The 24,378-nt window shown below is 38.7% G+C and carries 23 protein-coding genes; 20 read left to right on the top strand and 3 right to left on the bottom strand.

The window, feature by feature from the left end; genetic code table 11:
* Window positions 1-38: 38 nt before the first annotated feature.
* From WQ54_RS27330 to WQ54_RS27255, 15 genes are all read left to right on the top strand, one after another.
* The gene (locus WQ54_RS27330; RefSeq protein ID WP_046589308.1) at window positions 39-1,073 is read left to right on the top strand and encodes an ABC transporter permease; all 1,035 of its coding nucleotides are present in this window, start codon (window positions 39-41) and stop codon (window positions 1,071-1,073) included.
* A 1-nt stretch (window position 1,074) separates the two neighbouring features.
* The gene (locus WQ54_RS27325; protein ID WP_046589307.1) at window positions 1,075-1,761 is read left to right on the top strand and encodes an ABC transporter ATP-binding protein; all 687 of its coding nucleotides are present in this window, start codon (window positions 1,075-1,077) and stop codon (window positions 1,759-1,761) included.
* A 116-nt stretch (window positions 1,762-1,877) separates the two neighbouring features.
* Window positions 1,878-2,558, top strand: coding sequence for a response regulator transcription factor (locus WQ54_RS27320; protein ID WP_046589306.1), 681 nt, complete (start codon window positions 1,878-1,880; stop codon window positions 2,556-2,558).
* Window positions 2,555-3,934 (top strand): cell wall metabolism sensor histidine kinase WalK, encoded by a 1,380-nt coding sequence (locus WQ54_RS27315; protein WP_046589304.1) that lies wholly within the window; start codon window positions 2,555-2,557, stop codon window positions 3,932-3,934. Before WQ54_RS27320 ends, WQ54_RS27315 begins: the two co-directional genes overlap by 4 nt.
* 251 nt (window positions 3,935-4,185) lie before the next feature.
* Window positions 4,186-5,814, top strand: coding sequence for a nickel ABC transporter substrate-binding protein (nikA, locus tag WQ54_RS27310; RefSeq protein WP_046589302.1), 1,629 nt, complete (start codon window positions 4,186-4,188; stop codon window positions 5,812-5,814).
* 16 nt (window positions 5,815-5,830) lie between these two features.
* Window positions 5,831-6,775, top strand: a complete 945-nt coding sequence (gene nikB, locus WQ54_RS27305; RefSeq protein WP_046589300.1) for a nickel ABC transporter permease subunit NikB — start codon at window positions 5,831-5,833, stop codon at window positions 6,773-6,775.
* Entirely contained in the window at window positions 6,772-7,614 is an 843-nt protein-coding gene (nikC, locus tag WQ54_RS27300) for a nickel ABC transporter permease subunit NikC (RefSeq protein ID WP_046589298.1), read from the top strand. Before nikB ends, nikC begins: the two co-directional genes overlap by 4 nt.
* A 5-nt stretch (window positions 7,615-7,619) precedes the next feature.
* Window positions 7,620-8,447, top strand: a complete 828-nt coding sequence (gene nikD / locus WQ54_RS27295) for a nickel import ATP-binding protein NikD (protein ID WP_046589295.1) — start codon at window positions 7,620-7,622, stop codon at window positions 8,445-8,447.
* A gap of 15 nt (window positions 8,448-8,462) precedes the next feature.
* Entirely contained in the window at window positions 8,463-9,284 is an 822-nt protein-coding gene (gene nikE, locus WQ54_RS27290; RefSeq protein WP_046589293.1) for a nickel import ATP-binding protein NikE, read from the top strand.
* A gap of 66 nt (window positions 9,285-9,350) precedes the next feature.
* Window positions 9,351-10,670, top strand: coding sequence for an MATE family efflux transporter (locus tag WQ54_RS27285; protein WP_046589291.1), 1,320 nt, complete (start codon window positions 9,351-9,353; stop codon window positions 10,668-10,670).
* Between the two features lie 194 nt (window positions 10,671-10,864).
* The gene (locus WQ54_RS27280) at window positions 10,865-11,566 is read left to right on the top strand and encodes a response regulator transcription factor (protein ID WP_046589289.1); all 702 of its coding nucleotides are present in this window, start codon (window positions 10,865-10,867) and stop codon (window positions 11,564-11,566) included.
* Window positions 11,563-12,915, top strand: coding sequence for a cell wall metabolism sensor histidine kinase WalK (locus WQ54_RS27275; protein ID WP_046589285.1), 1,353 nt, complete (start codon window positions 11,563-11,565; stop codon window positions 12,913-12,915). The genes WQ54_RS27280 and WQ54_RS27275 overlap by 4 nt, the downstream gene beginning before the upstream one ends.
* A gap of 218 nt (window positions 12,916-13,133) precedes the next feature.
* Complete coding sequence (locus WQ54_RS32245) at window positions 13,134-13,880, top strand: PepSY domain-containing protein (RefSeq protein WP_052738008.1); 747 nt, start codon at window positions 13,134-13,136, stop codon at window positions 13,878-13,880.
* Window positions 13,881-14,003: 123 nt separating this feature from the next.
* A complete protein-coding gene (locus WQ54_RS27260) occupies window positions 14,004-14,582 on the top strand; it encodes a PepSY domain-containing protein (RefSeq protein WP_046589279.1) in 579 nt (192 codons plus the stop codon).
* Window positions 14,583-14,805: 223 nt separating this feature from the next.
* On the top strand, window positions 14,806-15,615 hold the full coding sequence (locus WQ54_RS27255; protein ID WP_046589276.1) for a histidinol-phosphatase: 810 nt from the start codon (window positions 14,806-14,808) through the stop codon (window positions 15,613-15,615).
* Window positions 15,616-15,788: 173 nt separating this feature from the next.
* On the opposite strand, the gene WQ54_RS27250 is transcribed toward WQ54_RS27255, so the two are convergent.
* Entirely contained in the window at window positions 15,789-16,379 is a 591-nt protein-coding gene (locus WQ54_RS27250) for a hypothetical protein (protein ID WP_231597666.1), read from the bottom strand.
* Between the two features lie 39 nt (window positions 16,380-16,418).
* Here WQ54_RS27250 and WQ54_RS27245 point away from each other — a divergent pair, with 39 nt between their 5' ends.
* Window positions 16,419-16,880 (top strand): hypothetical protein, encoded by a 462-nt coding sequence (locus WQ54_RS27245; protein ID WP_046589272.1) that lies wholly within the window; start codon window positions 16,419-16,421, stop codon window positions 16,878-16,880.
* Window positions 16,881-16,963: 83 nt separating this feature from the next.
* Here WQ54_RS27245 and WQ54_RS27240 read toward each other — a convergent pair whose 3' ends face one another.
* Both WQ54_RS27240 and WQ54_RS27235 read right to left on the bottom strand, forming a co-directional pair.
* Window positions 16,964-17,221, bottom strand: coding sequence for a hypothetical protein (locus tag WQ54_RS27240; RefSeq protein WP_052738006.1), 258 nt, complete (start codon window positions 17,219-17,221; stop codon window positions 16,964-16,966).
* Between the two features lie 830 nt (window positions 17,222-18,051).
* Window positions 18,052-19,005 carry a LytR family transcriptional regulator gene (locus WQ54_RS27235; protein ID WP_046589268.1) on the bottom strand — a complete coding sequence of 318 codons (954 nt, stop codon included), beginning with the start codon at window positions 19,003-19,005 and terminating at the stop codon, window positions 18,052-18,054.
* A gap of 382 nt (window positions 19,006-19,387) precedes the next feature.
* Between WQ54_RS27235 and WQ54_RS27230 the strand changes: the two genes are divergently transcribed.
* The 4 genes from WQ54_RS27230 (at window position 19,388) to galU (ending at window position 24,375) form a co-directional block, all read left to right on the top strand.
* Window positions 19,388-19,960: a hypothetical protein gene (locus tag WQ54_RS27230; protein WP_046589266.1), complete on the top strand. Its 573-nt coding sequence runs from the start codon at window positions 19,388-19,390 to the stop codon at window positions 19,958-19,960.
* Window positions 19,961-20,149: 189 nt separating this feature from the next.
* Window positions 20,150-20,920: an SGNH/GDSL hydrolase family protein gene (locus WQ54_RS27225; protein WP_046589265.1), complete on the top strand. Its 771-nt coding sequence runs from the start codon at window positions 20,150-20,152 to the stop codon at window positions 20,918-20,920.
* Between the two features lie 207 nt (window positions 20,921-21,127).
* Complete coding sequence (locus WQ54_RS32240; protein WP_084822354.1) at window positions 21,128-22,948, top strand: cell wall-binding repeat-containing protein; 1,821 nt, start codon at window positions 21,128-21,130, stop codon at window positions 22,946-22,948.
* 530 nt (window positions 22,949-23,478) lie between these two features.
* A complete protein-coding gene (gene galU / locus WQ54_RS27210; RefSeq protein WP_046589263.1) occupies window positions 23,479-24,375 on the top strand; it encodes a UTP--glucose-1-phosphate uridylyltransferase GalU in 897 nt (298 codons plus the stop codon).
* Window positions 24,376-24,378 lie beyond the last annotated feature (3 nt).

The raw sequence follows: 24,378 nt of genomic DNA, 5'->3' as shown, positions 1-24,378 counted from the left end.
AAACTAAGAATGTCAAAATGAGATTGGGGGAATGAAAGATGAACATAGCTTTGAAAGAAATAAAGAAAAATAAAGTAAGATTTTTGATTTTAGGTTCAATCATTTTTCTCGTTAGTTTATTAACGTTTATTATATCTGGATTGGCAAATGGATTATCACAGGACAATGCGGCATTAATCAAGGATTTGCCAGATGGACAATTTTATATGGAGGAGGATTCAGACGAAACCTATAATCTCTCAAAAATAGATAGTAGGATACAAGAGCAAATGTTAGAGAAACAAAAAGATGCTGTTGCATTCTCCATTCAAATGGGATTTTTGAATGATCTTGATGAGATACAGCGAAGTGTCGCATTTGTTACATCGAGCGATTCCAAACTGTTTGAACAAGTTGAAAGTGGAGAAATTGTATTAGACCGTTCATTGGAAGATGAGGGAATAAAAATAGGAGATACCTTAACGAACGATCAATTCAACGGCAAGTTTGTCGTAACAGGTTTTGTGGATCAAAAAAAATTCAGTCATGCCCCTGTCGCTTATATTAGTTTAGAGGACTACAAAGAAATTTATCGTGTCAAAGAAATGCAGCTTATTTTCGTACCAAGTGATAATTCAACAGGAAAAATGACTGACTTACAATCATTTTCGAAAGATCAGTTTCTCAATACCATTCCGAGTTATAACGCAGAACAGAAATCTCTTAATATGATTGTTTGGTTTTTAGTAGTGATTAGCGGAATGTTGTTTGCTATCTTTTTCTACATGATGAACGTACAAAAAATTGGCTTATACGGAATTCTAAAAGCAATCGGTGTAAAAACAACGACCTTATTCAAAATGATGTGGACACAAATGTTATTTATTTCACTTATCGCACTTGGTCTATCTGTTGCGGTCAGTCAATTTTTTAATATGATAGCACCTAAAGGAATGCCGTTTAGTTTATCTCTAGAACTAACAGTACAGCTTTCGATCGTTTTCTTACTTGTAGGATTTTTTGGCGCTACGCTTTCTGGAATACAAATTAAAAAAGTAGAACCATTGCAGGCCATACAACAAGGAGAGGTGTAAGATGACATTATTTATAATAGATGAAGTAAGAAAAACGTTTACCAGTGGCGAAGTGAAGGAAGAAATCTTAAAAGGAATCAATCTTTCTCTTAAAGAAGGTGAGTTAACTGCATTAGTAGGTGCTTCTGGTTCTGGGAAAAGTACACTGTTAACAATTGCGGCAGGGCTGCAACCTGCATCAGATGGGAAAGTCATTTTCGAGGGGGAAAATATGACTGCTCTAAATTCCGAACAAGTGCGAAAAATACGGGCAAGAAAATTTGGCTTTGTCTTTCAATTTGCCCATTTGGTTCCTTTTCTCACAGTCGAAGAGCAATTGATGCTTATGCTGGAGGTATCAGAATTCCCCTTTAAGAAGCATGAACAAAAAGAGGAAATTGACAAAATCCTCAAGTTAGTTGAAATGGATCACTGGAAAAATGCTTATCCATCTTCATTATCCGGCGGAGAAAAGCAGCGGGTAGCTATTGCTCGGGCCATTATCCATAGACCAAAGGTTCTCTTTGCAGATGAACCAACGGCAAGTTTGGATTCAAAAAGGTCTAAAGATGTAATGTCATTAATTAGAGATTTAACGAAAACTCTTCAAATAACTACTCTAATGGTTACCCATGACGAGGAAATGCTGTCTTATGCAGATCATATTATTAAAATGAACGATGGACGAATTTTGGATAATGGAGAATGAAGACTAAAAAATATAAAGGTATATCGAAAAAGAAAACGTGTAGTAAGAACTGAAGTTTTCCTTATGGTTATACTAAAAAAGAATTCAATCTAGTCATTCCCTAGGAGAAAATATGTATGAAATCAATATTAATTGTCGATGACGATCGCCATATAGTAAATCTTGTTGATATTTACTTATCCGAACAAGGTTATAAGGTGCTGCAAGCAAAAGACGGTGTTGAAGCTTTAGGAATTCTTCATAAGGAAGTTTGTGATTTAGCGATAGTGGATGTGATGATGCCGTTTATGGATGGTTATGTGTTAACGAAGGAAATTCGAGAACAGTATGATATTCCAGTCATTCTTTTAACAGCTAAAAACCAAATTGAAGATAAAGAGCAAGGATTTCTGGCCGGAACGGATGATTATTTGGTCAAGCCATTTGAACCAAAGGAATTAAGCTTTCGTATTAAAGCGTTGTTACGGCGATATGATCATCATGTAGATGATTCCATCATACACATCGGAAGCATCACGATAAACAAAAAGAGCTATGAAGTACAGATCGGGAACCGAACCTTGCTGTTACCCTTAAAGGAATTTGAACTTTTATCCTATCTAGTTTCTAATCCTAAGCAAGTGTTTACTAGAGAACATCTAATTGAACAGATATGGGGGTTGGATTATGAAGGGGATGAACGAACAGTAGATGTTCATATAAAAAGATTAAGGGAACGTTTTTCAAAAGTAACGGATGATTTTCAAATAAAGACAGTGCGAGGGGTTGGATATCTATTGGAGGTCCAACGCAGATGAAAACTTTTTATGTGAAATTTATTGTCATTACGGTTGGAATCATGATTTTAAGTAGTATCTTTGCTTTTTTACTATCAAATACGTATTATCAAAAGAAATTAAAGCCATATAACGATGAAAAAAATACAAGAATTGCTTTAGATATTTCGGAGTTTGCTAACGAACATTCCAATCTTAACCTGGAAGAGTACTTAGACAACCTTTCCGCAGTTGGGTATCAAATGTACCTGGTTGAGAGAACTGGAAAGGAATCTTATTTTGGGGCCTCGTTTAGGGACAATACGCTACCTGATTCTACTAAAGAATACGTATTGGACGGTCATATTTATCATGGGATTCTCCATTTTCCACAGGGAACTTTTGTAACAGGCTTCTTTGCAAATGAATTAAAGAATACCATTGGTGTACCGTTAACCCATAATGGGAAAAACTATGCTCTCTTCCTTAGGCCGAATATTAAACTGCTTTTTAATGAGATGCATTTTCTATTTGCATGGCTGCTTGCTTTAACGATACTATTGAGTATTGTGATGGTCATTTTTAGTACAAAGTATTTAGTCAAGCCGATCTCAAAACTTACAAGAGCGACAAAATCACTCTCCAATGGTCATTTCGACGTCGAACTGGATACGGCCCGTCGTGATGAGTTAGGGGAGCTTTCCCTTAGTTTTTTACAGATGGCCAAAAAGTTAGAACAAATGGATGAGATGAGGAAAGAGTTCATCTCGAACATTTCACATGATATCCAATCACCCCTATCTAATATAAAAGGGTATACAAACCTATTGGAAAAAGAATCAGTAAGTTCTGAAGAAAGAGGGCATTATGTGTCCATCATCAACGGTGAAATCAGAAGGCTCTCTACATTAACGAAACAATTATTGCTGCTTGCTTCGTTAGATCGTAATGAGGATATAATGAAAAAAAAACCATTTAATCTTGGAAAGCAAGTAAAGGAACTAGTGCGAAACTATCAATGGGCAATAGGTGAAAAAGAGATTATGCTTGGTTATTCATTACCGGATATCGAAATCATTGGTGATCCGTCTTTGCTGAATACCGTTTGGGATAACCTGTTATCGAATGCCATTAAATACAATAAACCTGATGGCAGTATTGAAATATCGATTGAAGAAAAGGGGAATTCGGTATTGGTAGCCTTTGAGGATACTGGAATAGGATTGACTGAGGAAGAGAAAGAAAGAATTTTTGATCGTTTTTATCGGGTGGATACTTCACGCTCACGAATAGTTGAGGGAACAGGATTAGGCCTATCCATAGCGGCTACCATTGTTAAGTTGCATGGCGGTCAGATTCATGTGAATAGTACGGAAGAAGAAGGAACAACCTTTGTTGTTGAATTGCCGGTAAGTTAGTTATTGTGTTATGCAATCCCGTGGAAATGAATCCATTGGTTTGCATGACATTTTTTATTTTGGAGGGATTTATAGATATATATCAAAAGACATTTTATCACCTTTATAAAAGCGGTATCACGATTTAGTGATTTGGAATAATAGAATCATATCGTATTTTGTCAAGAAAGAAAGTTTCCAAGATTGGATTGACAAGATTATGGTTCCTATTTAATATTGAAAATGATTATCAATGTTAATTAGGAGGAAGCATGTTGTTTAATAGGTTAAATAGACGAAATACTCTAATAACAGCAATATTTTTTATATTTTTATCAACGGTATTACTAGGTTGTACAAATGATAGCAATGGTGATTCAGCGTCAAAGGACGATCATGATAATATGCTAACGATCTCTTGGCCGAGAGATATAGGCGAATTGAATCCTCATGTTTATAATCCTTCACAATTATTTTCGCAGTCGATGGTATATGAGCCATTAGTAACCTACCAAGAGGGTGGCGAGCTAAAACCACATCTAGCAGAGTCATGGGACATTTCTGAGGATGGCAAAGAATATACATTTCATCTTCGTCAAGATGTGAAATTTTCCGATGGTTCAGAATTTAATGCAGACATTGTGAAAAAGAACTTTGATACGATTTTGACTAATGTTGATTTGCATAGCTGGTTAGGTTTCATTCCGAAAATAGCATCAACAGAGGTTATTGACGAACATACATTTAAACTGACATTAACTGAACCATATTATCCAACGATTCAGGAGTTAGCTGTTGTTCGACCAGTACGTTTCTTAGGTGAAGCTGGATTCCCTGAAGATGGTGATACCTCAAAAGGTGTCGTTGAACCGATCGGTACAGGTCCATGGGTTTTGGAAGAGTATAAAGCAGATGAATATGCTATTTTCAAACGCAATGAAAATTATTGGGGCGAGCTGCCAAAAGAAGAAAAAATCCAAGTAAAAGTCATTCCTGATCCGGAAACAAGAGTACTTGCTTTTGAAAAAGGTGAGCTAGATCTTATTTACGGTGAAGGTGTTATCAGTTTAGATGCTTTCAAACAATTGGAATCTACTGGAGATTATGAAACGAGCATTTCAGAACCAGTTGCAACAAGACAGCTAGTCCTCAATTCAACGAAAGAACAGCTTGCTGATGAACGAGTACGTCAGGCGTTACATTATGGTTTTAATAAAGAAGCACTAGTTGAAGGGGTTACATCTGGTTATGAAGAAAAAGCAGATTATATTTTACCGAATAACTTACCTTACACGAAAGACATTAATGCTAAAGTCATTGATTATGATGTAGAAAAAGCAAAATCGTTATTAGATGAAGCTGGCTGGACACTTCCAGAAGGAAAAACGGTTCGTGAAAAAGATGGACAGCCTCTTGAAGTTGAGCTTATGTATAATTCAGCAGAAACGATTCAAAAAACAATGGCAGAAACGCTTCAGGCTGAGTGGAGTACCATTGGTGTGAAATTAAACATTGTTGGCGTAGAATTAACCGAGTATATTCAGCGCTTTAAAGATAATAAATTTGATATTAATTTCTTTAGTAACTACGGAGCACCTTATGATCCTCATACATTCTTGAACGTTGTTTTATCAGAAGGATTTGGATTTAATGAGGCGATTTCAGCATATCCGAACAAAGATGAATTGCTCAAACAAATCGCAGAGGTTCCGAAAACAACAGATGAGAAAAAACGCCAACAGCTTTACTCGTCTATTTTAACATCAATCCAAGACCAAGGAGCGATTATACCAATCTCTTATATTAAGAAAACAGCGATTTATCAAAAGGATGTTACTAATTTTACTTTCCCTGCTAATCGTGATGAACATCCATTCACGGGAATTAGCATGAAGCAGTAAGTAGCAGGAGGCTTTCATGGGCACCTATATTTTTAAACGAATGATATCGATTATTCCGGTTTTCCTTTTAGCTACATTGCTTACAACTGGAATGATTCACCTTTCACCGGTAGACCCGGCTGAGGCCTACTTAGCAGCCGCCCATATTCAACCGACCGATGAAATTTTGGAGCAAAAAAGACAGGAGTTTGGTTTAGATCAACCATTCCTCAATCAATATGTAAGCTCAATTATGAAGATATGCCAACTTGATTTTGGCATATCTTATGTTTCGAATAAGCCAGTTTTAGATGAGGTTATAACCCGATTACCGGCTACCATTCAGCTTGCTTTAGGAAGTATCGTTATAGCTGTATTAGTAAGTATCCCGCTAGGCTTTCTAGCCGGCGTAAAGAAAAATAGCATAATCGACCATTTTAGCAGGATTCTCTCATTTGTAGGGGCATCGATTCCCTCATTTTGGCTCGGTTATCTCTTCATTTTCTTCTTTTCTGTGAAACTTGACCTTTTTCCCGTTGAAGGAATTGGGACATGGCAGCATCTTGTTCTGCCTTCTGTAACGCTGGCTCTGCCGTTAATTGCCATCTATACAAGATTGCTGCGTGCGAGTGTGCTTGAAAACTTGCAACAGCCATATGTGCTATTTGCAAGGACAAGAGGAGTTAGCGAAACAACGATTATGGCCAAGCATGTCTTAAGGATTGCCATTTCCCCAATGATTACTGGACTTGGAATGAATCTTGGAAAATTGCTGACAGGAACCATCATCGTCGAAGCTGTTTTTTCTTGGCCGGGGTTTGGCCGTTATTTTATTGAAGCTATTTTTAATCGTGATATACCGGTTATACAATGCTACGTGCTGATTGCTGCCACCTTATTTATTTTGAGTAACTTACTTGTTGATTTAATTCAAATGTATATTGACCCGCGTATTTCCAGGAAAGAAGGGCACCAGCAATGATCATAAGCATACCTAAGATATTCAGAAATCAAAAAGTCATTCCGATATGTACGATTATATTAAGTATTCTTGTGATCATTGCGATCTTTGCGCCATGGATTGCACCAAATGATCCAATTGCGGTCAACTTAGCCTATAAACTTCAGCCGCCATCTTGGGCTTATCCATTAGGAACAGATCATTTAGGAAGATGCAATTTTTCGCGGATTTTATATGGGGCCCGCCTGTCATTAGGATTCGCGATGCTCATCTTTATTACATCCATCCTCATTGGATTGCTTGTTGGGACCTTTTCAGGATATAAGGGCGGCCTTGTTGATCAAGTTATCATGCGGTTTTGCGATGGTGTCATGGCTTTCCCAAGTCTTATCCTAATTCTTGGACTTGTTGGTATATTCGGACCTGGACTTACGCAAGTGATCATCGCGTTGATGCTTGTGCAATGGGTCTACTATGCAAGAATGTTCCGAGGAATGGTCCTTAGTTTGAAGGAACAAAACTTTATTGCAGCTGCGAAAATAAGCGGCTCTTCGCAATGGAAGATTATTAAAAATCATATTGTTCCAAATGTGCTCCCGCCTCTTGTCGTTATGGGAACATTAGAAATGGGCTGGGCGATTATGGATATATCCGCGATGTCGTTTCTGGGATTAGGAGTGCAACCCCCTACACCTGAATGGGGAGCAATGATTCACGAAGGGAAATCATATATTCGGACAAATCCGGAATTAATGCTTTATCCAGGTTTAATCATTATGATCGTTATTGTTACATTCAATTTACTAGGCGAAGCGTTATCAGAACGGTACAATGTCAAACGAGATTTTAAAAAGGGATGAGAACATTGGGTGCAGATCAGTCGAATGTATTACAAGTGAAAGATTTACATGTACAAGTCAAAACAAAAGATGGTGTGAAACCCCTTGTTCAAGAGATGAATTTTGAACTAAAACGTGGACAAGTCCTTGGTCTTGTTGGGGAAAGCGGCTGCGGTAAAACCGTGACAAGTATGTCGATTTTTCAGCTTCTTGATCGAAAAACGACAACGATTGAGGGGAGTATAACACTACAAGGCCGTGAATTGAACGGTTTAGCCGAAAAAGAAATGTGGAAGATCCGCGGCAAGGATATCGCCTTTATTATGCAAAACCCGATGAATGCTTTTACACCTGTTTTTACGATCGGCCATCAATTTATTGAAACTATTCGTTCTCATACGGAATGGAATAAAAAACAAGCAACAGAGCTTGCCATTGAAGCGATGCAGCATGTGAACTTACCGAATCCTGCAAACCTATTAAAATCATATCCTTTTCAATTGAGCGGCGGTATGCTGCAACGGGTGATGATTGCCATTGCCGCTTGTTTACATCCCGCGGTAATTATTGCGGATGAACCAACTACCGCACTTGACGTCAATAATCAAAAGAAAGTGCTGTACCATTTAGATAAAATTCGTTCTGAATATGGCTCTGCTATTCTTTTAATCTCCCATGATCTCGGCGTCATTTCAGAAATGGCAGATGAAGTAGCCGTTATGAAGAATGGCAGAATCGTAGAAAAAGCGGATGTGTTTCAACTATTTGATGAGCCGCAGCATGAGTATACGAAGAAACTGCTAAATGCACGCTCACAAATACATTTTGACGAATCGCTTATCCATTTTGCTTGAATTAGGGGTGAACATATGAGTTTATTACAAGTAAAAGAAGTCACTCATAGCTACGGAACTCGATCGTTTTTAAACTGGAAGGGTCATCCAAAACAAGTACTTTCCGATATTTCGCTTGCGATTGAGGAGGGTACATGCTTAGGAATGCTTGGTACGAGCGGGGCTGGTAAAAGTACATTAGGAAAAGTGATTCTAGGTTTGGAACGACCGCAAAATGGACAAATCCTGTTTCAAGGTCATGATCTTTATACGGCTGATAAACAGACTCGGCAAAAAATCCGCCGCGATATTCAAGCTGTTTTTCAGGATTCATACTCATCCGTCAATCCCCGCATGACAGCAGAACGCATTATTGCAGAGCCGTTAGAAAACTTTGAAAAGCTTACAATTGTGGAACGAAAGCGAACCATTGTAGAATTATTAGAAAGGGTCGGACTTGGTGAAGAGGACTTAAAAAAATACCCGCACCAATTCAGCGGCGGGCAATTGCAGAGGATTAATATTGCAAGAGCGATCTCCCTCAAACCAAAGCTCATTGTTCTAGACGAATCTGTCAGCAGTCTTGATATGGTGAACCAAGCGCTTATTTTAGACTTACTAAAGGAGCTAAAAGAAGACTTCGGGCTATCTTATTTCTTTATAACCCATGATATTAAAGCAGCCTATACGATTAGCGATACTGTTGGTGTCCTGGAAAAAGGAGAATTAGTCGAGCTGTTCGAATCAAAAGAGGAGTTTTTCACGTCAGAACATCCTGTCGTAAAAGAAATGCGCGGTTCGATCCTTGCCGAGCACCCGCGTTTTCGTTCGATTCGACCAAGGGTTAGACATAGTTAATTGAAACGGAATGCCTCGATTTCATTCATATAATCGAGGCTTTTGTTTTGGAAGGAGGTAAGTTGGATGAATCATCGTGCATATCTTGCTTTAGCAATCCCTCTGACGATCTCAACGATGACACAGCCATTATTAGGAGCTGTAGATACCGCTGTTGTCGGGCAATTGCCTGATCCAGCTTATATCGGCGGTGTTGCCGTTGGATCCCTTATTTTTAATACATTATACTGGCTATTCGGGTTTTTGCGGGTCAGTACATCTGCGTTTGCCGCCCAAGCGAATGGAGCAAGTGATTCAGCTTTAGGAGTACTTGCTTTATCTCGGCCATTTTTATTAGCCGTTATTGTTGGGATTTGTTTTATTTTTTTACAATGGCCGATTGAATATGCCGCCCTTACATTGATAGCGCCTGATTCAGATGTGAGTAAGTTTGCTGTTGAATATTTCCGAATTCGGATTTGGGGAGCTCCCTTCACATTGATGAACTACGTGATTCTTGGCTGGTTAATGGGGATGGGTAAGATTAAAGAATCATTATTTTTGCAAGTGTTTACGAATGTGTTGAATATGATATTGGCCATCCTTTTTGTCCACGTTTTTTCTTTTGCTGTAAAAGGGGTCGCTAGCGCCACTTTGATGGCGGAAATAACAGCCTTTTTATTAGGATTGCTTATTGTTATAAAGGCATCACCGTTTGCATGGAAAATGCCGTCGATTCAAACCTTGATAGATACACAGTCTATGAAAAAGATGGTTAATGTGAACAAGGATTTGTTTATCCGAACGATTTGTTTATTAGTCGTAATTAATATGTTTACCGCAAAAGGTGCTTCGTTTGGTACGGAATTTTTAGCTGCAAACGCTGTGCTGTTTCAAATTCATTACATAATGGCTTATTTCTTTGATGGGTTTGCCAACGCCTCTAGTATTCTTGTCGGCAAAGCGGTAGGAGCAAATGATGAAAAATTATATAAAAAGACACTTACTTTATCAACACTATGGTCGGTGATAACGGCTTTTATCCTCGCTTGTGTATACGGATTCTTTCAAGAACAAATCATAGGGCTATTTACAAATTTACCAAGTGTAATCGAACTGGCAACCACGTATGGAGGATGGCTCATCATCTACCCGTTTGCTGCTTGTTTAGGCCTTGTTATTTACGGTGTCTTTACAGGAGCAACTGAAATTGCACCAGTAAGAAACTCTATGATTTACGCAATGATGATCTATATCATTATCCAAATCACTATCACCCCGATCTGGCATAATCATGGCCTGTGGCTTGCCTTTATCATATATACTATTGGACGATCGGGCTTCTTAGTGATGTATATTCCTAGATTAAATAAGAAATTATTAAATCTATCAGAAGTATTTGAGTAGTGGAATCTAAAAAAGGTATCGTACATAACAAAATGTTAACCACTTTTTTACACCGTTCGAATTAGAACGGTGTTTTATATTTTCGAAGGATGATCATGCCATCACTTCACACAATTCGTGGAAATTGCTGGCATAATTAGCTATCATGAAAGGAGAATAGGTAAGGTTTCGGTACATATAGGGAGGGATCCGCCATGAACAACGAATCAATATTAATTGTAGAGGACGAAGAAAAAATTCAACGTTTACTCGAATTAGAGCTAGAATATGAAGGCTACCAGGTCGGGAAGGCGTCTGATGGGATTGAGGCGCTTGAAGCGTATCGCTCGGGGAAATGGGATTTGATTTTGCTGGATGTGATGCTGCCAGGGCTAAGCGGGATTGAGCTGCTGCGCAGAATCCGGGCGAAGGATTCCTACACCCCTGTTATCCTGTTAACTGCAAAGGGCTCTGTTGAGGACAAGGTGTCAGGGCTTGACCTTGGGGCGAATGATTATATAACAAAGCCGTTTCAAATCGAGGAATTGCTTGCGAGGATCCGTGCGGTGTTAAGAATGCGTGCCGCTGCCCCTGCGGCAGAACCAGATGAAGAGGAATGGTTAACGGCAGGCGACTTAAGATTGAATGAAAAGACACGGGAAGTCATGAGGGGCGAGGATGAAATTGAGCTCACACCAAAGGAATATGATTTGCTGCTTTATTTATTGAAAAATAAGCGGCAAGTATTGAATCGGGACCAGATCTTAGAGGCGGTTTGGGGTTATGATTACTTTGGCGATACAAATATTGTGGATGTGTATGTTCGCTATGTTCGAAAAAAACTTGATTATAACTATGAGACGCCGCTCATCCATACGGTAAGAGGCGTTGGCTACGTCTTAAAGGATGCAAAATGAGACTGCGAAATAAAATCAATTTATATACAGCTGTCTTATTTAGTTGTTTGTTAATCGTCATGAATGTCTCAATTTACCTTGTTTTCAGTAAGATGATGATCTCAAATGAGATCGAACGTTCAAAATCAGAGGCAGCGATGGTGGCTAAAAATGTCAGCCGGGACGTAACGAATATTGCCGATCCTGGAAACCTGCTTCGTGCCTATGTACCTGTTGATGGAATGCTGCAAATTGTGTTTGAACAGGATAAGCCCACAACGGTCACATCCCAGACAGAACAAGATTTAAGAGGGCGAAAAGCAACCTTTTATCCTGGTGAAAAAAGCGACTTGATCACGTTTCAAAAGAAACAATATGTATTCACATCAAATCCGATCATCTGGAAGAATGGCAGCATCGTCAATTTGCAATTTACAAGAAGTATTGAAAGAACAGAAGAGATGCTGGCGATCCTTCGCGTTGTCCTCCTGGCAGTCACGTTCATTGCCATGATCCCTGTGCTTGTTTCAACAAGTCTTTTAAGTAATCTTATCACCCGTCCAATCCGTTCGATGATTGATACGATGAAGGATATTCAAAATAGCGGGCAATTTAAACGTCTGAACCTAAAAGGAAAATCAAAGGATGAGCTGGTTGAAATGGGTAATACCTTTAACCACATGATTGATTTACTTGAGGCAAACTTTGAAAAGCAGGAGCAATTCGTATCAAATGCATCACACGAATTAAAAACACCGCTCACCATTATTGAAAGCTATGCTGACCTATTAAAAAGAAGAGGCAAGAAGCAGCCGGATTTATTTGATGAATCAATCGAAGCAATTCATTCGGAAGCGGTCAGAATGAGGGACATGACTGAGCAATTGCTGCTGTTGGCTAAGCATCAAGCACAATGGAACATCAAGCTTGAAAACCTTAACCTAAATGACCTGGTGTCAGAGTCAGCAAAAGTGTTCCAAAATGCCTATCAGCGCCAGATCGATATCCATGGGAAAGAACAAATCAATGTCACGACAGATCAACAAAAATTAAAGCAGTTATTGTTCATTTTTTTAGATAATGCACGAAAGTATAGTGATGATGAGATTGCTGTTTATATTGGACGAACGAGTGAGAAGGACGCCTATATTCGTATCGAGGACAGAGGAATTGGCATCCCAAAGCAGGATCTGCCAAAGGTATTTGACCGTTTTTATCGTGTGGATAAAGCAAGAAGCCGCAAGCAAGGCGGCTCTGGCCTAGGACTTTCGGTAGCAAATGAAATAGCGAAGGCAATAAATATCAGGCTCGAAATGGACAGTCTTGAAGGAAGAGGAACAACGGCAACATTATTTTTACCGCTATCTTAATGCGATTTCTCAGTAAATTCTCATCTTGCATCGATATAATCAGTAGAATAAACAGCAATTTTATAGAACTTAATGCAACGTTGAAACGGAATCTTGCAACTTTCCATGTTATTTTTGCAACTTTTGCTGATATTTTTGCAACTTTGGAAAAGAATCTTGCAACTTTTAGGTTTTTTCAAGCATTTGACGAAAATTGGATTAGAGTGGTGGTGTGACAAGTGAACAAGAAAAAATGGATTTGGCTCATTGGAAGTGTGCTCGCTTTGGCCTTTATTCTCGTCATCAGCTTGCAATGGTGGGTGCCGTCATTATCTGCTCAAACATTAACGGAAGCTGAAGCAAATGAAGCTGCAAAGGAAGTTTACCCAGGTGAAATTATTCAGACAACAAAATCAGACGGTGAATACCGGATCACGATGAATCTTGAAACTGGAACCTATCTTATTCGGATTGATGCGAAAAGCGGTGAGGTGATTTCTGTAAATAGAGAAGCAAAGGCTGAGCAGCCTCCCAGCCAACCTGAGAAAAAGCCATTAACAATAAATGAAGTAAAAGCGATCCTTGCTGCAAAAGGTGAAGTAAAATCAATCGACCTGGTACAGGAAAACGAAGCATCCTATTATAAAGCGGTTGTTAGTCAAAATAATAAATCAACAACATTCAAAATCGATTCTTATTCCGGTGAGATTATTGGCACTGCAACAGAACCACCCCCTCTTTTAACTAAAGAGGAAGCGATCAAACTTGCTTTGCAAGAACAGAATGGAACAGTTGATGAAGTGGAATTTGAGGAACCACCTGATCAATCGCCATATTATCTTGTTGAGATTGAAAAAGAAAATGGCGAGGATGCGGTCGTCCAAGTTGATGCTTATACTCGGGAAGTAAAAAACGTGTTATGGGAAGAACATGAAGAAGATGAAGATGAAGATGAAGATGAAGATGAAGAAGATGAATCGGAATAAAACCTGAGAATAAATTTAGCCGTTTCTCATCAAATTTTAATCTTTCTTTTCTCCTCCTTTCATTTTTGCTGTTTATAGTAGAGATTGTAAGAAGAAAACAGAAAACATAGGAGGAAAAAAGAAATGAAAAAAATCGTGACAATGACATTGGCAGCAGCCGTTGTATTAGGCGGTACACTTGCAATTAATCATGGATATGCGAAAGAGGACAGTCAAAAAGCTTCACAAGCAAAGGAACTGATCGGCATTGAAAAAGCGAAGGAAGTTGCATTGTCAAAGGTAGAAGGAACAGTCGAAAGTATTGAATTAGAAAAGAATTTTTCGAAAACCTATTATGAGGTAGATATTGATAAGGACCAAAAGGATTATGATATTGATGTTGATGCATATACAGCAGAAATTCTAAAAGTTGATGAAAACTGGGATGACGATGATGATGACGATCGAAACCTGCAAGCAGCTCCAGCAAATCAATCCATTATAACTGAAGAAGAAGCCATTGAGATTGCGAAAAAGCAAGTGACTGGTGAGGTTGTGGAAATCTCATTAGATGAAGATGATGAAAGATATGAATATGATTTGGAGTTAAAGACGAAGGATGGCAAAGCGGAAATCACCATTGATGCTGAAACAAAAAAAGTAACAGAGCTTGAAATGGATGATCACGATGACGATAATGATGACGACGGTGATGATGATTAATCAAATAGAGGTATAAATGAAGCCCCCGCGCGTAAAATAGTGGGGGCTCTTTTTTCACTTTAAGAAGCAGCGGCAAAATTTACGTATAAAGTAAAAGTGTTACTACTCATCACTTTACACCAATCAGGTTCTTCAGTCGGCAAGTTTTCTTTATGGAAAAAAACAAAATTCTAAGCTATGATGAAGGTAGATAAATTGGTTAATTTTAGTAGGAGGCTTACATATGGTCAAATTTGATCTTCACACACATAATGAACTCTGTGGACATGCCGTCGGTACTATTGAAGACTATGTCAAGCAAGCTATTGAATACGGACTCGATTATATTGGGATATCAGATCATTCACCTTATTTTTACAGTGAAGAAGACCAACTGTATCCAACGATCGCCATGGCGAAAAGTGAATTTGTTCCGTATATTGAAGAAGTCCTGCGTTTAAAGGAAAAATACAAAGATAAAATCCATGTTTTATTGGGAATGGAAAGCGACTTTTACCCGGATTATATTTCGATCTACCGTGACCAATACCTTCTCCATCCGTTTGATTACATCATTGGCTCTGTGCACTATGTACAGGATCTGAATATTTTTAAAAAAGGACGCTGGGAAGGACTGACCACTCAAGAACAAGTAAGAGTGAAGGAAGAGTATTATGATCTAATTCAGCAATCAGCAAGAAGCGGCGCTTTTCAAATTCTCGGCCATATTGATGCAATGAAAGGTTTTTACCCGGCATTTTCAGACATCGAAACAGGATCCGTGGAAGAAACACTAAAAGTGATTGGTGAAGAGGACATTGCCATTGAAATCAATACATCCGGAAAAACAAAGGATTGCGGAGGCTGGTACCCATCAGACGACATGTTAGAACGGGCGCTCTTTTATAATGTAAAGGTCACCTTTGGCTCAGATTCTCATAAACCTGAACGGATTGGCGATGAATTTGACCTGGTGAAAAAACGGCTGAAGGAAATCGGCTTCAAGGAATGGGCTTATTTTGTTGAGAAGAAGCGGATTATGACGGCACTTTAAAGGATGCAAAAAGAAGTAACGCGCTTTGGTTGGAAGGCGTTACTTCTTTTTTATTTTAATGAAATTTCGGTGTCAAGCTCCAGCGCCTAGCCCCTAATGAATGGAAGGTAAAGTACACCTTCTATTCATTAGCGTCATATTTGCCCTAGTCTGAGCAAGGCACTTCCGCTTTTCTATATATCCACATCATCTTTTTTCGTTATTTTTCTAAAGATGAATTTAATTAAGTAAAACATCGCAGCTATTAAAACATACACGAAAAATATCGCGATAAAACCCCAGAGGCCGATAACTGCATCAATAAACTCCATATTGCCGCGATTTGTGATCGCCTGCTGAATTTCGATGGCAAATACAAGGACAAACATAAAGGTTAATGTATAGAAAAAGGCGATCAAATGGATCCCAAACGGAAGCTGTGACAACCACTTTGTTATCACATACACACAAGCAAATGCCGCAATCCCGATAGCCCCCATGATCCAAAAATGCATGTCTTTATCTGTCATTTGCAGCCCAAGAACATCATTTATAATGAGAATCAACAGATCGTGAATAGTATTCACAACCTCAACAATAAACTTAATACCCTCTCCCACTAAATTCTCACTCACCTCATAAACGATTTTGAACATTGAACCTTTATTATACCAATTGGCGGACAGTCTCCACAATTGAATATTATCGACATACGAGGAATATTTTACAATTTTCGGGACATTCCCATTCGCATTGTCCATACCAAAATGAATATTCGTCCACATCCATACATACATAATAGTAGACAGGCAGCGAGGTGAGACATGAGGAGACGATCTTTTAATAAGTTTTCGATGGTTATGATAGGGATCGCGATTTTGTTGTTTATCATCGTCATGATTAGGATGTTATTTGGGCTCGGCGGGGAAGATCCAACTGATGCCGTTCATGCTTTTTATCAGTTCGAGCAGGAAGGTGATTTTGGCAGCGCGTGGGAGCTGTTTCATCCAGTTATGCAGGAACGCTTCCCAAAAAATGCATATGTGACAGAGCGTTCACATATTTATATGAGCCATTACGGTGTATCCACCTTTGCGTTTGAACTTGGTGAGGAAGAAGAGGTTAAAGGCTGGAAAATGGAGAAGGGCGGCAAAGGCTTCTCCACTGTCTGCCGGGTGGAGGTACAGCAAACGTTTAAAAGTAAGTTTGGGAAGTTTAAGGTTATTCAGAATGTGTTTGTTGTTAAAGACAAGGAAGAATGGAAGATTGCCTGGCAATTTGAATAAAGGAGAATGGGGAAAGTTCCCAACACAAAAAATCCTGCACTTCGCTTATAAGAAGTGCAGGATTTTTTGTTCTATAGTCTGTCTTACATGCTATTAAATAAAAAGAACATACCTATTCCAAATAAAATAATAAATAGTATGATAAGTAAAACGGAGATGACAAAGATAATCCATCCAGCAACTTTGCGGCCTGTACGAATTAAATAAATACCGAGAACAATTGGTCCAAAGATGAACCCCAAAATTCCCCAGAGCCATGGATTTTTGTTATGCTTCGGTGCATCAATGGCTAAGTAGATCGCAATGGCAATCGAGACAATAAAGCCAAAAGAAAATTCCACCTTAATCCCTCCCTAAATCAATCATCCCTTAAGGATATGACGTTCTGCTCGTTTTATTCTGAATAACTATATCATAGCCTTTCCCTTTAGTATATGTCCCTAATCCTATAGATTATTTCTTTCTTATTTAAAAATGCAGCCGATTTTTACGAAATCCTGGACATTCAGCGTAAACGAGAACTGATTCGGCTTTGAATAGATTAACTGTGAATTTTGGATAGGATCTTTGAAAAAATTATGAAAACCTTAATGAAGGACATATCCTCGGTAGAACAGGATGAAATGTCGAATAGGAAGCATGAAAAGGACAATACGAATGGAGATAAGGGGAGAAATGTTCAGTAGGAAGCTTGTAAAGGGCAGTACGCCTGCAGAGAAGGAGAGGAATGTCCAATAGGAAGCATGAAAAGGACAATACGAATGGAAAGAGGGAGGGAAGTGTCCAATAGGAAGCATGAAAAGGACAATACGCCCTGAAAGAGGGAGGGAAGTGTCCAGTAGGAAGCATGAAAAGGACAATATTGCCTGGAAGGAAGGAGAGGAATGTGTCCAATAGGAAGGATGAAAAGGGCAATACGCCTGAAGAGAAGAAGGGAAATGTCCAATAGCCCCATCTACAGGACATCCCCCGTCTAATCCATGGAAATATTCCTCGTTAAAATCCCCAGTAAAGACCATTCCACTCAACGAATTTCATAAATAAACTCCACCATAACCATAAGACACAAAAACGATAAAAAAACAGCCCAATAGCAAGCTAATTGGGCTGTTAATACGTAATTATTTTTATTTTAAGATTTTAAGCCGAACAAGTTACGAACCTTTTTAGCTTACTCTGCACTAGCCGTATTTGTGGAAATTTCCAGATGCTCTTTCAACTGATTAGATAGAGCCGTGCGTTCTTCTTCTGGAACGATGTAATAATAAATTCCATCGATTTTATCACCTGAGCCATTAACTTGGAATTGCTCAAGGTTTTGGCTTGCTGCTTTATAGTTCGCTTGGATATCCCACATTTGGTCAAATGTCAGGTTTGTTGTGACATTGTCACGGACAACGCCGAACATGTCACCGAATTTTGTAATGGATGAAACATTTGCACCCTTTTTGATAACTGCTTCAATTACCTGACGCTGGCGATCCTGACGGCCGAAGTCACCGCGTGGATCGTCATAACGCATTCTTGAGTAAGCCAATGCCTTTTTACCGTCTAATGAAATCTTGCCTTTTTGGAAATGATATCCCTCATACGTAAAATCAAGTGTATTATTTACTTCAACACCGCCAACAGCATCAACTGTATCTTTAAAGCTTTCCATGTTGATTTTCACAAAGTAATCAACTGGAATATCGAGGAAATTCTCAACCGTATTAATCGCCATTTCTGTGCCGCCAAATGCGTAAGCATGGTTGATTTTATCCTGTGTTCCTTTGCCTACAATTTCCGTTCTAGTGTCACGCGGAATGCTGACCATTTGCGTTGAGTTTGTATTTGGATTGACTGTCATTAAGATTAAAGAGTCTGAGCGGCCGCGATCGCCTTTACGTTCATCAACACCCATTAATAAAATTGAAATGGGATCTTTCTCAGTGAATTGTACTTCTTCCGTACGCTTTTCAGATTTTTCGCGGTTTAGATCTTCATGAATGCTTGCGACTGTGTCTGCAGCAGATTTATATAGATAAAATGCATATCCGCCAGTACCGAGGATAAGCAAACCGATAATGCTAAGAGCAATAAATAGAAACTTTTTCTTTTTCGTCTTCTTTTTTGTTTCCCTCATATCTATTTCATCCTTTTTCAATTTAATGTAAATCGCCCTGCTATAAAGATTATAGTTCTCTCTTCCTATTATCACAATCTTTTTTTGTAAAAAATTGTTTCCAATTATCCTATCTTAACTTCCCTTTAAAGCTAAGATGGGAGGGTGGTGATCGCTTGTCTATAAAGCTCTGACAGAGGTTTATAGACAAGTCATGCGAGAGACATACCGCTCTGGAGATATAAGCATGCTAAGACTCGCTTATTAGACGATTAGCCCATAAAAAAGGTTTCACTTCTTGCCAAAAAATTATCGATCAGAATTTCTTACTTCCCTTAACATTCTCTTTCATTAAACCGAAATAATAATAAAAGAAAAAATAGGTTTGTAAGGAGTTTTCCAAATGGTAGGTTATGAGTTAACCATGCATTTACAGCAAATAGACAATCAGCTGACTAAATTGATGAAAAGCTATCAAGACTACCAGTCTATGAATAAGCAGCAGGTGCCAACAATATCGTTCATTCGTCATTTTCTTAATGCAGCAGGCATTACCTTTATTATAATTGCTGTCACCTATGCAATCAGTTTATTTTTCGAGAATGCCAAAGCCTTTATTCCGTATATTGCCCTTGGCCAATCAATTCTTGCTATTAGCATTTACATCATTTTTGCCGTTAAGCTTCAAGAAGGTCAGGCCAATCGTTCAGAGCTTTGGCATCAATCTCAGACGGCTAATTCAATTTATGAACTTGACCAGCAACGCTTTGAAATTTTACAGGAGCTTGCGGCGTCATCCATCCCTCAGAACTATGTAACACCTACTGCGATAAAGAGGATGTCTCAGCTTGTAAAAAGCGGCAAGTGTATGACAATCGATGAATGTTTGGCACGGCTCAGCCAAGAAACAGGCTCGCAAAAGCATAAAGAAGAGGTCAATTTGATCCAATACTTACAAACGATTTCCTATCATTAAATGGAAACCATTTTCTTTTTGCCGTTAAGAAAATATTCTACGTAGTGGCCAATTTTAAGAATAAAGGATAAGAGCAATTTCTCATTGTGCTTCGCCAGTCGGCTGATTTTTCTTAGAAATAGTTTGTAGATTAGCAGTTTTTATGTATAATTTTAGATAGAAAAATGTCGATAATTGGGGGATATCAATGTGAAAAAGCTTCTTGTCATCGTCACACTGATTGTTTGTGGGGCGGCGATTATTTTTGGCAATATCCATTGGAAAAATAAAATATCTGCACATGGTGAGAAAGAAAAAAGTAACAGTGCAGCTGTATTAACTGAAGAAGAGTCTAACACAGGTAATGATACATATTTATATTCTAAAAATTTACCAGAGCATTTGCAAAAGAAAATCGCAGAGGCGGCAAATACCGGAAAACCGGTAAAACTTGTTATCTACGGTACATCCAGTGAAAAAGGAGCATGGTCAGAGTCATTTAGCAAGGAGCTTCAAGCTGCATACGGGGAAGATGTATTTGCGGTAACGGTTCTTTCGACAGGTGACAAAACGACGCGAGATCTTGTTAACGATGATTCATTTGAGCAAGTAAACGAGCTGCAGCCTGATATTCTCTTGTTTGAACCTTCAATGTTGAAGGACAACGGTGTTGTAGGAATTAGTAATACGTTAGAAAATATACAAACCATGATTGCCTCTTGGAAAGCGGCAAATCAGAATATGACCTTGATGATCCAGCCTCCTAATCCATTATACTCTGCAACGTATTATCCAAAAGAAGTAGCTCAACTGCAGGACTACTCAGCAGAGAACAAAATCATCTATTTAAATCATTGGGAGAATTGGCCGGATTTAGAGGACGTTAAGATGGAAGAATATTTAACGGAAGATAATAAAGCCAATGAAAACGGAAATAAAATCTGGGCGGACTATTTAAAGGAATACTTTATTGCTAAGTAGACGGTGATACATTCATCGTCTTTTTTTATGCTTAAAACAAAAGAGGAATTGAGTTAAAAGTTAAAATGGCAATAAATTCTTTTGTTGTAGGTATTTTGACAGGTGAAAAAAATAACATAATTCGCCAATATTTTCAAGCAAACTATTTATTCCTCTTGTTAAATTTTGCTATAGTAGGAGTAGGAATCTATTAATCTAGGGGGGTACATGTTGAACTTTAAATTATTTGTCGTGATCGTCACATTATTATCGGTCATCAGTTTTCAAGGAAAGACAGCGTCAGCTTCCGAAAGTCTTTGTGGTTACACACCTGTAAAAGGGAAAAATCCCACATTCCAGCAGGTGAATTGTTTACTTACAACCATTTCTGAACAATATGGAGTGCCGCCTGAAATCGCTAAGGCAGTAGCGACTGAGGAAAATGGAGAGTGGAAGCAATTCAAGAGTGATGGTGAGCCAATCGAAACTACTGACGGCGGAATAGGCATTATGCAATTGACTACCTATGATCCCGCTCTTGAGGAGAAAATAAAATATAATGCGATTGGTAACATTCAAGAAGGAATGAAACGGTTAGCGGAAAACTTTTATTCCAGGACAGATTTACCAAAAATCAATAACCATTCCCCAGAGAAGCTTGAAAGCTGGTATTTTGCGATCATGGCTTACAATGGAACGAAGCCGGTAAATAGTCCTCTTCAAAAATGCACAAATTCAGAGATTACAAGAAATACAAATGCATACCAAGAGCGTGTCTATGCAAACTTAGAGCAAGATTATGAGTTATCAACAAAGGTTGACCAGCTGCCATTTAAAGCGCAAGACTTTCAATATACTTGCGGTTCTAGTGAGAATATCAAATTTCAAACAAAGCAATACAATCTAACAGATTCATTAACAGTCTCTAAAGAATTCCATCTCCAAACAAATGATTATATTGAAGCAACGCTCGATACAAAATTACGAGAAAAACCTACAACTGGCAACGGGGATATTTTAAGTCCGGTTGTACGTAATATTAGTAAGAATACAATCATGAATGTACAAGGCCAACTTGCTTATGATGAAGTAAGCGACCGTGCAAATCGATTTGCTTGGGTCCCTGTAAAAATCGGCAGACAACAAGGCTTTGTTGCTTCTAAATATATTAATCGTATAGGTTCGCGGATTTCTGGAGCTGACCGCTATAAAACAGCCGTGCAAATCTCTAAGACCGGTTGGGATCATGCGGACACGGTTATTTTAGCAAGAGGAGATATGTTCCCTGATGCTCTTGCAGGCGGCCCGTTGGCTTATAAATATGATGCACCGATTCTTTTAACGCATAATAATAGGTTAACCACTGCAACAAAGGAAGAAATCAAACGTCTCCAAGCAAATAACATCATTATACTAGGCGGCGAAGTTGCGATTACCAAGGATGTTGAGGATGCCATCAAGACAGAACTAAATCTGCCTGTCAAAAGGATCTCCGGCAGCAATCGTTTTGAAACGTCAGTTAAAATTGCCCAAGAGCTTGGCGGCAATTTTGAAAAAGCGATTCTTGCCTATGGAAGGGATTATCCTGATGCATTAGCGGCTGCACCGTATGCTGCTCGACACGGCTATCCAATTTTGTTAACAGATACAGAGAAACTTTCGGCCCGTGTGAGCCAAGTTCTTTCAACTGTTGATGAAACGATCATCGTAGGCGGTACAAGTGTGATTAGTCCAGTGATTGAGAATCAATTAGACAATTCACAAAGGCTAAGCGGTAAAAATCGCTTTGGTACAGCTGTTGAGATTTTAAACGGCTTATCCCTAGACCAAAGTAAGATTTTCTTTACGAATGGCCGTAACTTTGCAGACGCTCTTACAGGCTCTGTTTTAGCTGCAAAGTATAATGCACCTTTATTACTAGTTGAAAATGATAGCATCCCATCCATTGTCTCTGGAAATATTAATGGATTAGAGCATTTTTATCTGCTAGGCGGGAATGTCGCCATATCGGAATCGCTAATCCCTTCTTTTCAAAGCTTAATACATTAAACTCGCAACATGAGGCTGTTTCAAAAGGGTCTGATCCTTTGATTTAGCCTCATGTTTTTTTGATTTATAGAAAATGTATTTTTTGATGTCTTTGAAAGGATCAAATGATTTAAACTATAGTAAAGCGCTAATACACCAGTTCCGAAGCAGGGTGTGCAAGAGCAGTCATGTCGATTAACGTTAAGCTTTTGACTGCCGGCATCTTGTCCCTCTAGAATCTGACTATTTTCAATTTAAGGCACATGCACTTTTGTTCGAGGGTAAGGAAGGACGGACTCATACAATTACTACGTTTTGGTGTCTAGTTCCAAGCGGCATCGGCTCGGGTAAAAAGAAATGCTTAGCGCCTTATCATTCTTTATAGAAAATTAACGTATCCTTAACTTTTCTATTGATAAAATACAATAAAATGAATATATGTAGGTAAGGAGAGAAAGAGTTTGTACTCCTGCTCATTATATGAACGATGAAATAGCCCTTTACATGGCAAGGGGCATAAAAACGAAACCAACATTCAAGGAGGAGTATCTATGCAAATTAAAAAAGCCATTATTCCTGCTGCAGGGCTTGGGACGAGATTTTTACCTGCTACGAAAGCACAGCCCAAGGAGATGCTTCCAATTGTTGATAAGCCGACCATTCAATATATTATCGAGGAAGCTGTAGCTTCGGGTATTGAAGACATCTTAATCGTAAGTGGTCGCGGCAAGCGGGCAATTGAAGATCATTTTGATAAATCATATGAACTTGAAGAAACATTAGCCAGCAAAGAAAAATGGGATATCCTCGAGGAAGTTCAGCGGATATCAGAACTTGCTAATATCCATTATATACGCCAAAAAGAGCCAAAAGGTCTTGGACATGCTATCTTTTGTGCGAGACGATTCATAGGCAATGAGCCTTTCGCTGTTATGCTTGGAGATGACATTGTTCAAACGAACGGATCAGACCCTTGCTTAAAGCAGCTGATCAATGTTTTTCACCAATTTGAGCAAGCGGTTGTAGGAGTACAAAAGGTTGATCAAGCAGATGTATCCAAATACGGAATCGTCAGCTATGATGAGGATTCTTTGCAAGAAAGAATATATCGCATCGAAGATTTGATCGAAAAACCTAGTCTTGATAAAGCACCATCAAATAGCGCCATCATGGGAAGGTATATCTTAACTCCGGAAATTTTAGATATATTGGAGCATCAAGCCCCAGGTGCAGGCGGTGAAATTCAATTAACAGATGCATTGAAGGCATTATTAAAGAGACAAAGCATCCTAGCCTATCATTTTAATGGCAACAGATATGATGTTGGAGATAAGTTTGGTTTCATCAAAGCTACCATCGACTTTGCGCTGGAAAGAGATGAATTGAAAAATGACTTGCTTGACTATTTAAGTAAAATTCTGAATCAAGAGGAATATTTGAATCGCTAAAAT

This window comes from Bacillus sp. SA1-12, assembly GCF_000981385.1.
GTDB lineage: Bacteria > Bacillota > Bacilli > Bacillales > Bacillaceae > Metabacillus.
This window is presented reverse-complemented; position numbering and strand designations above follow the sequence as displayed.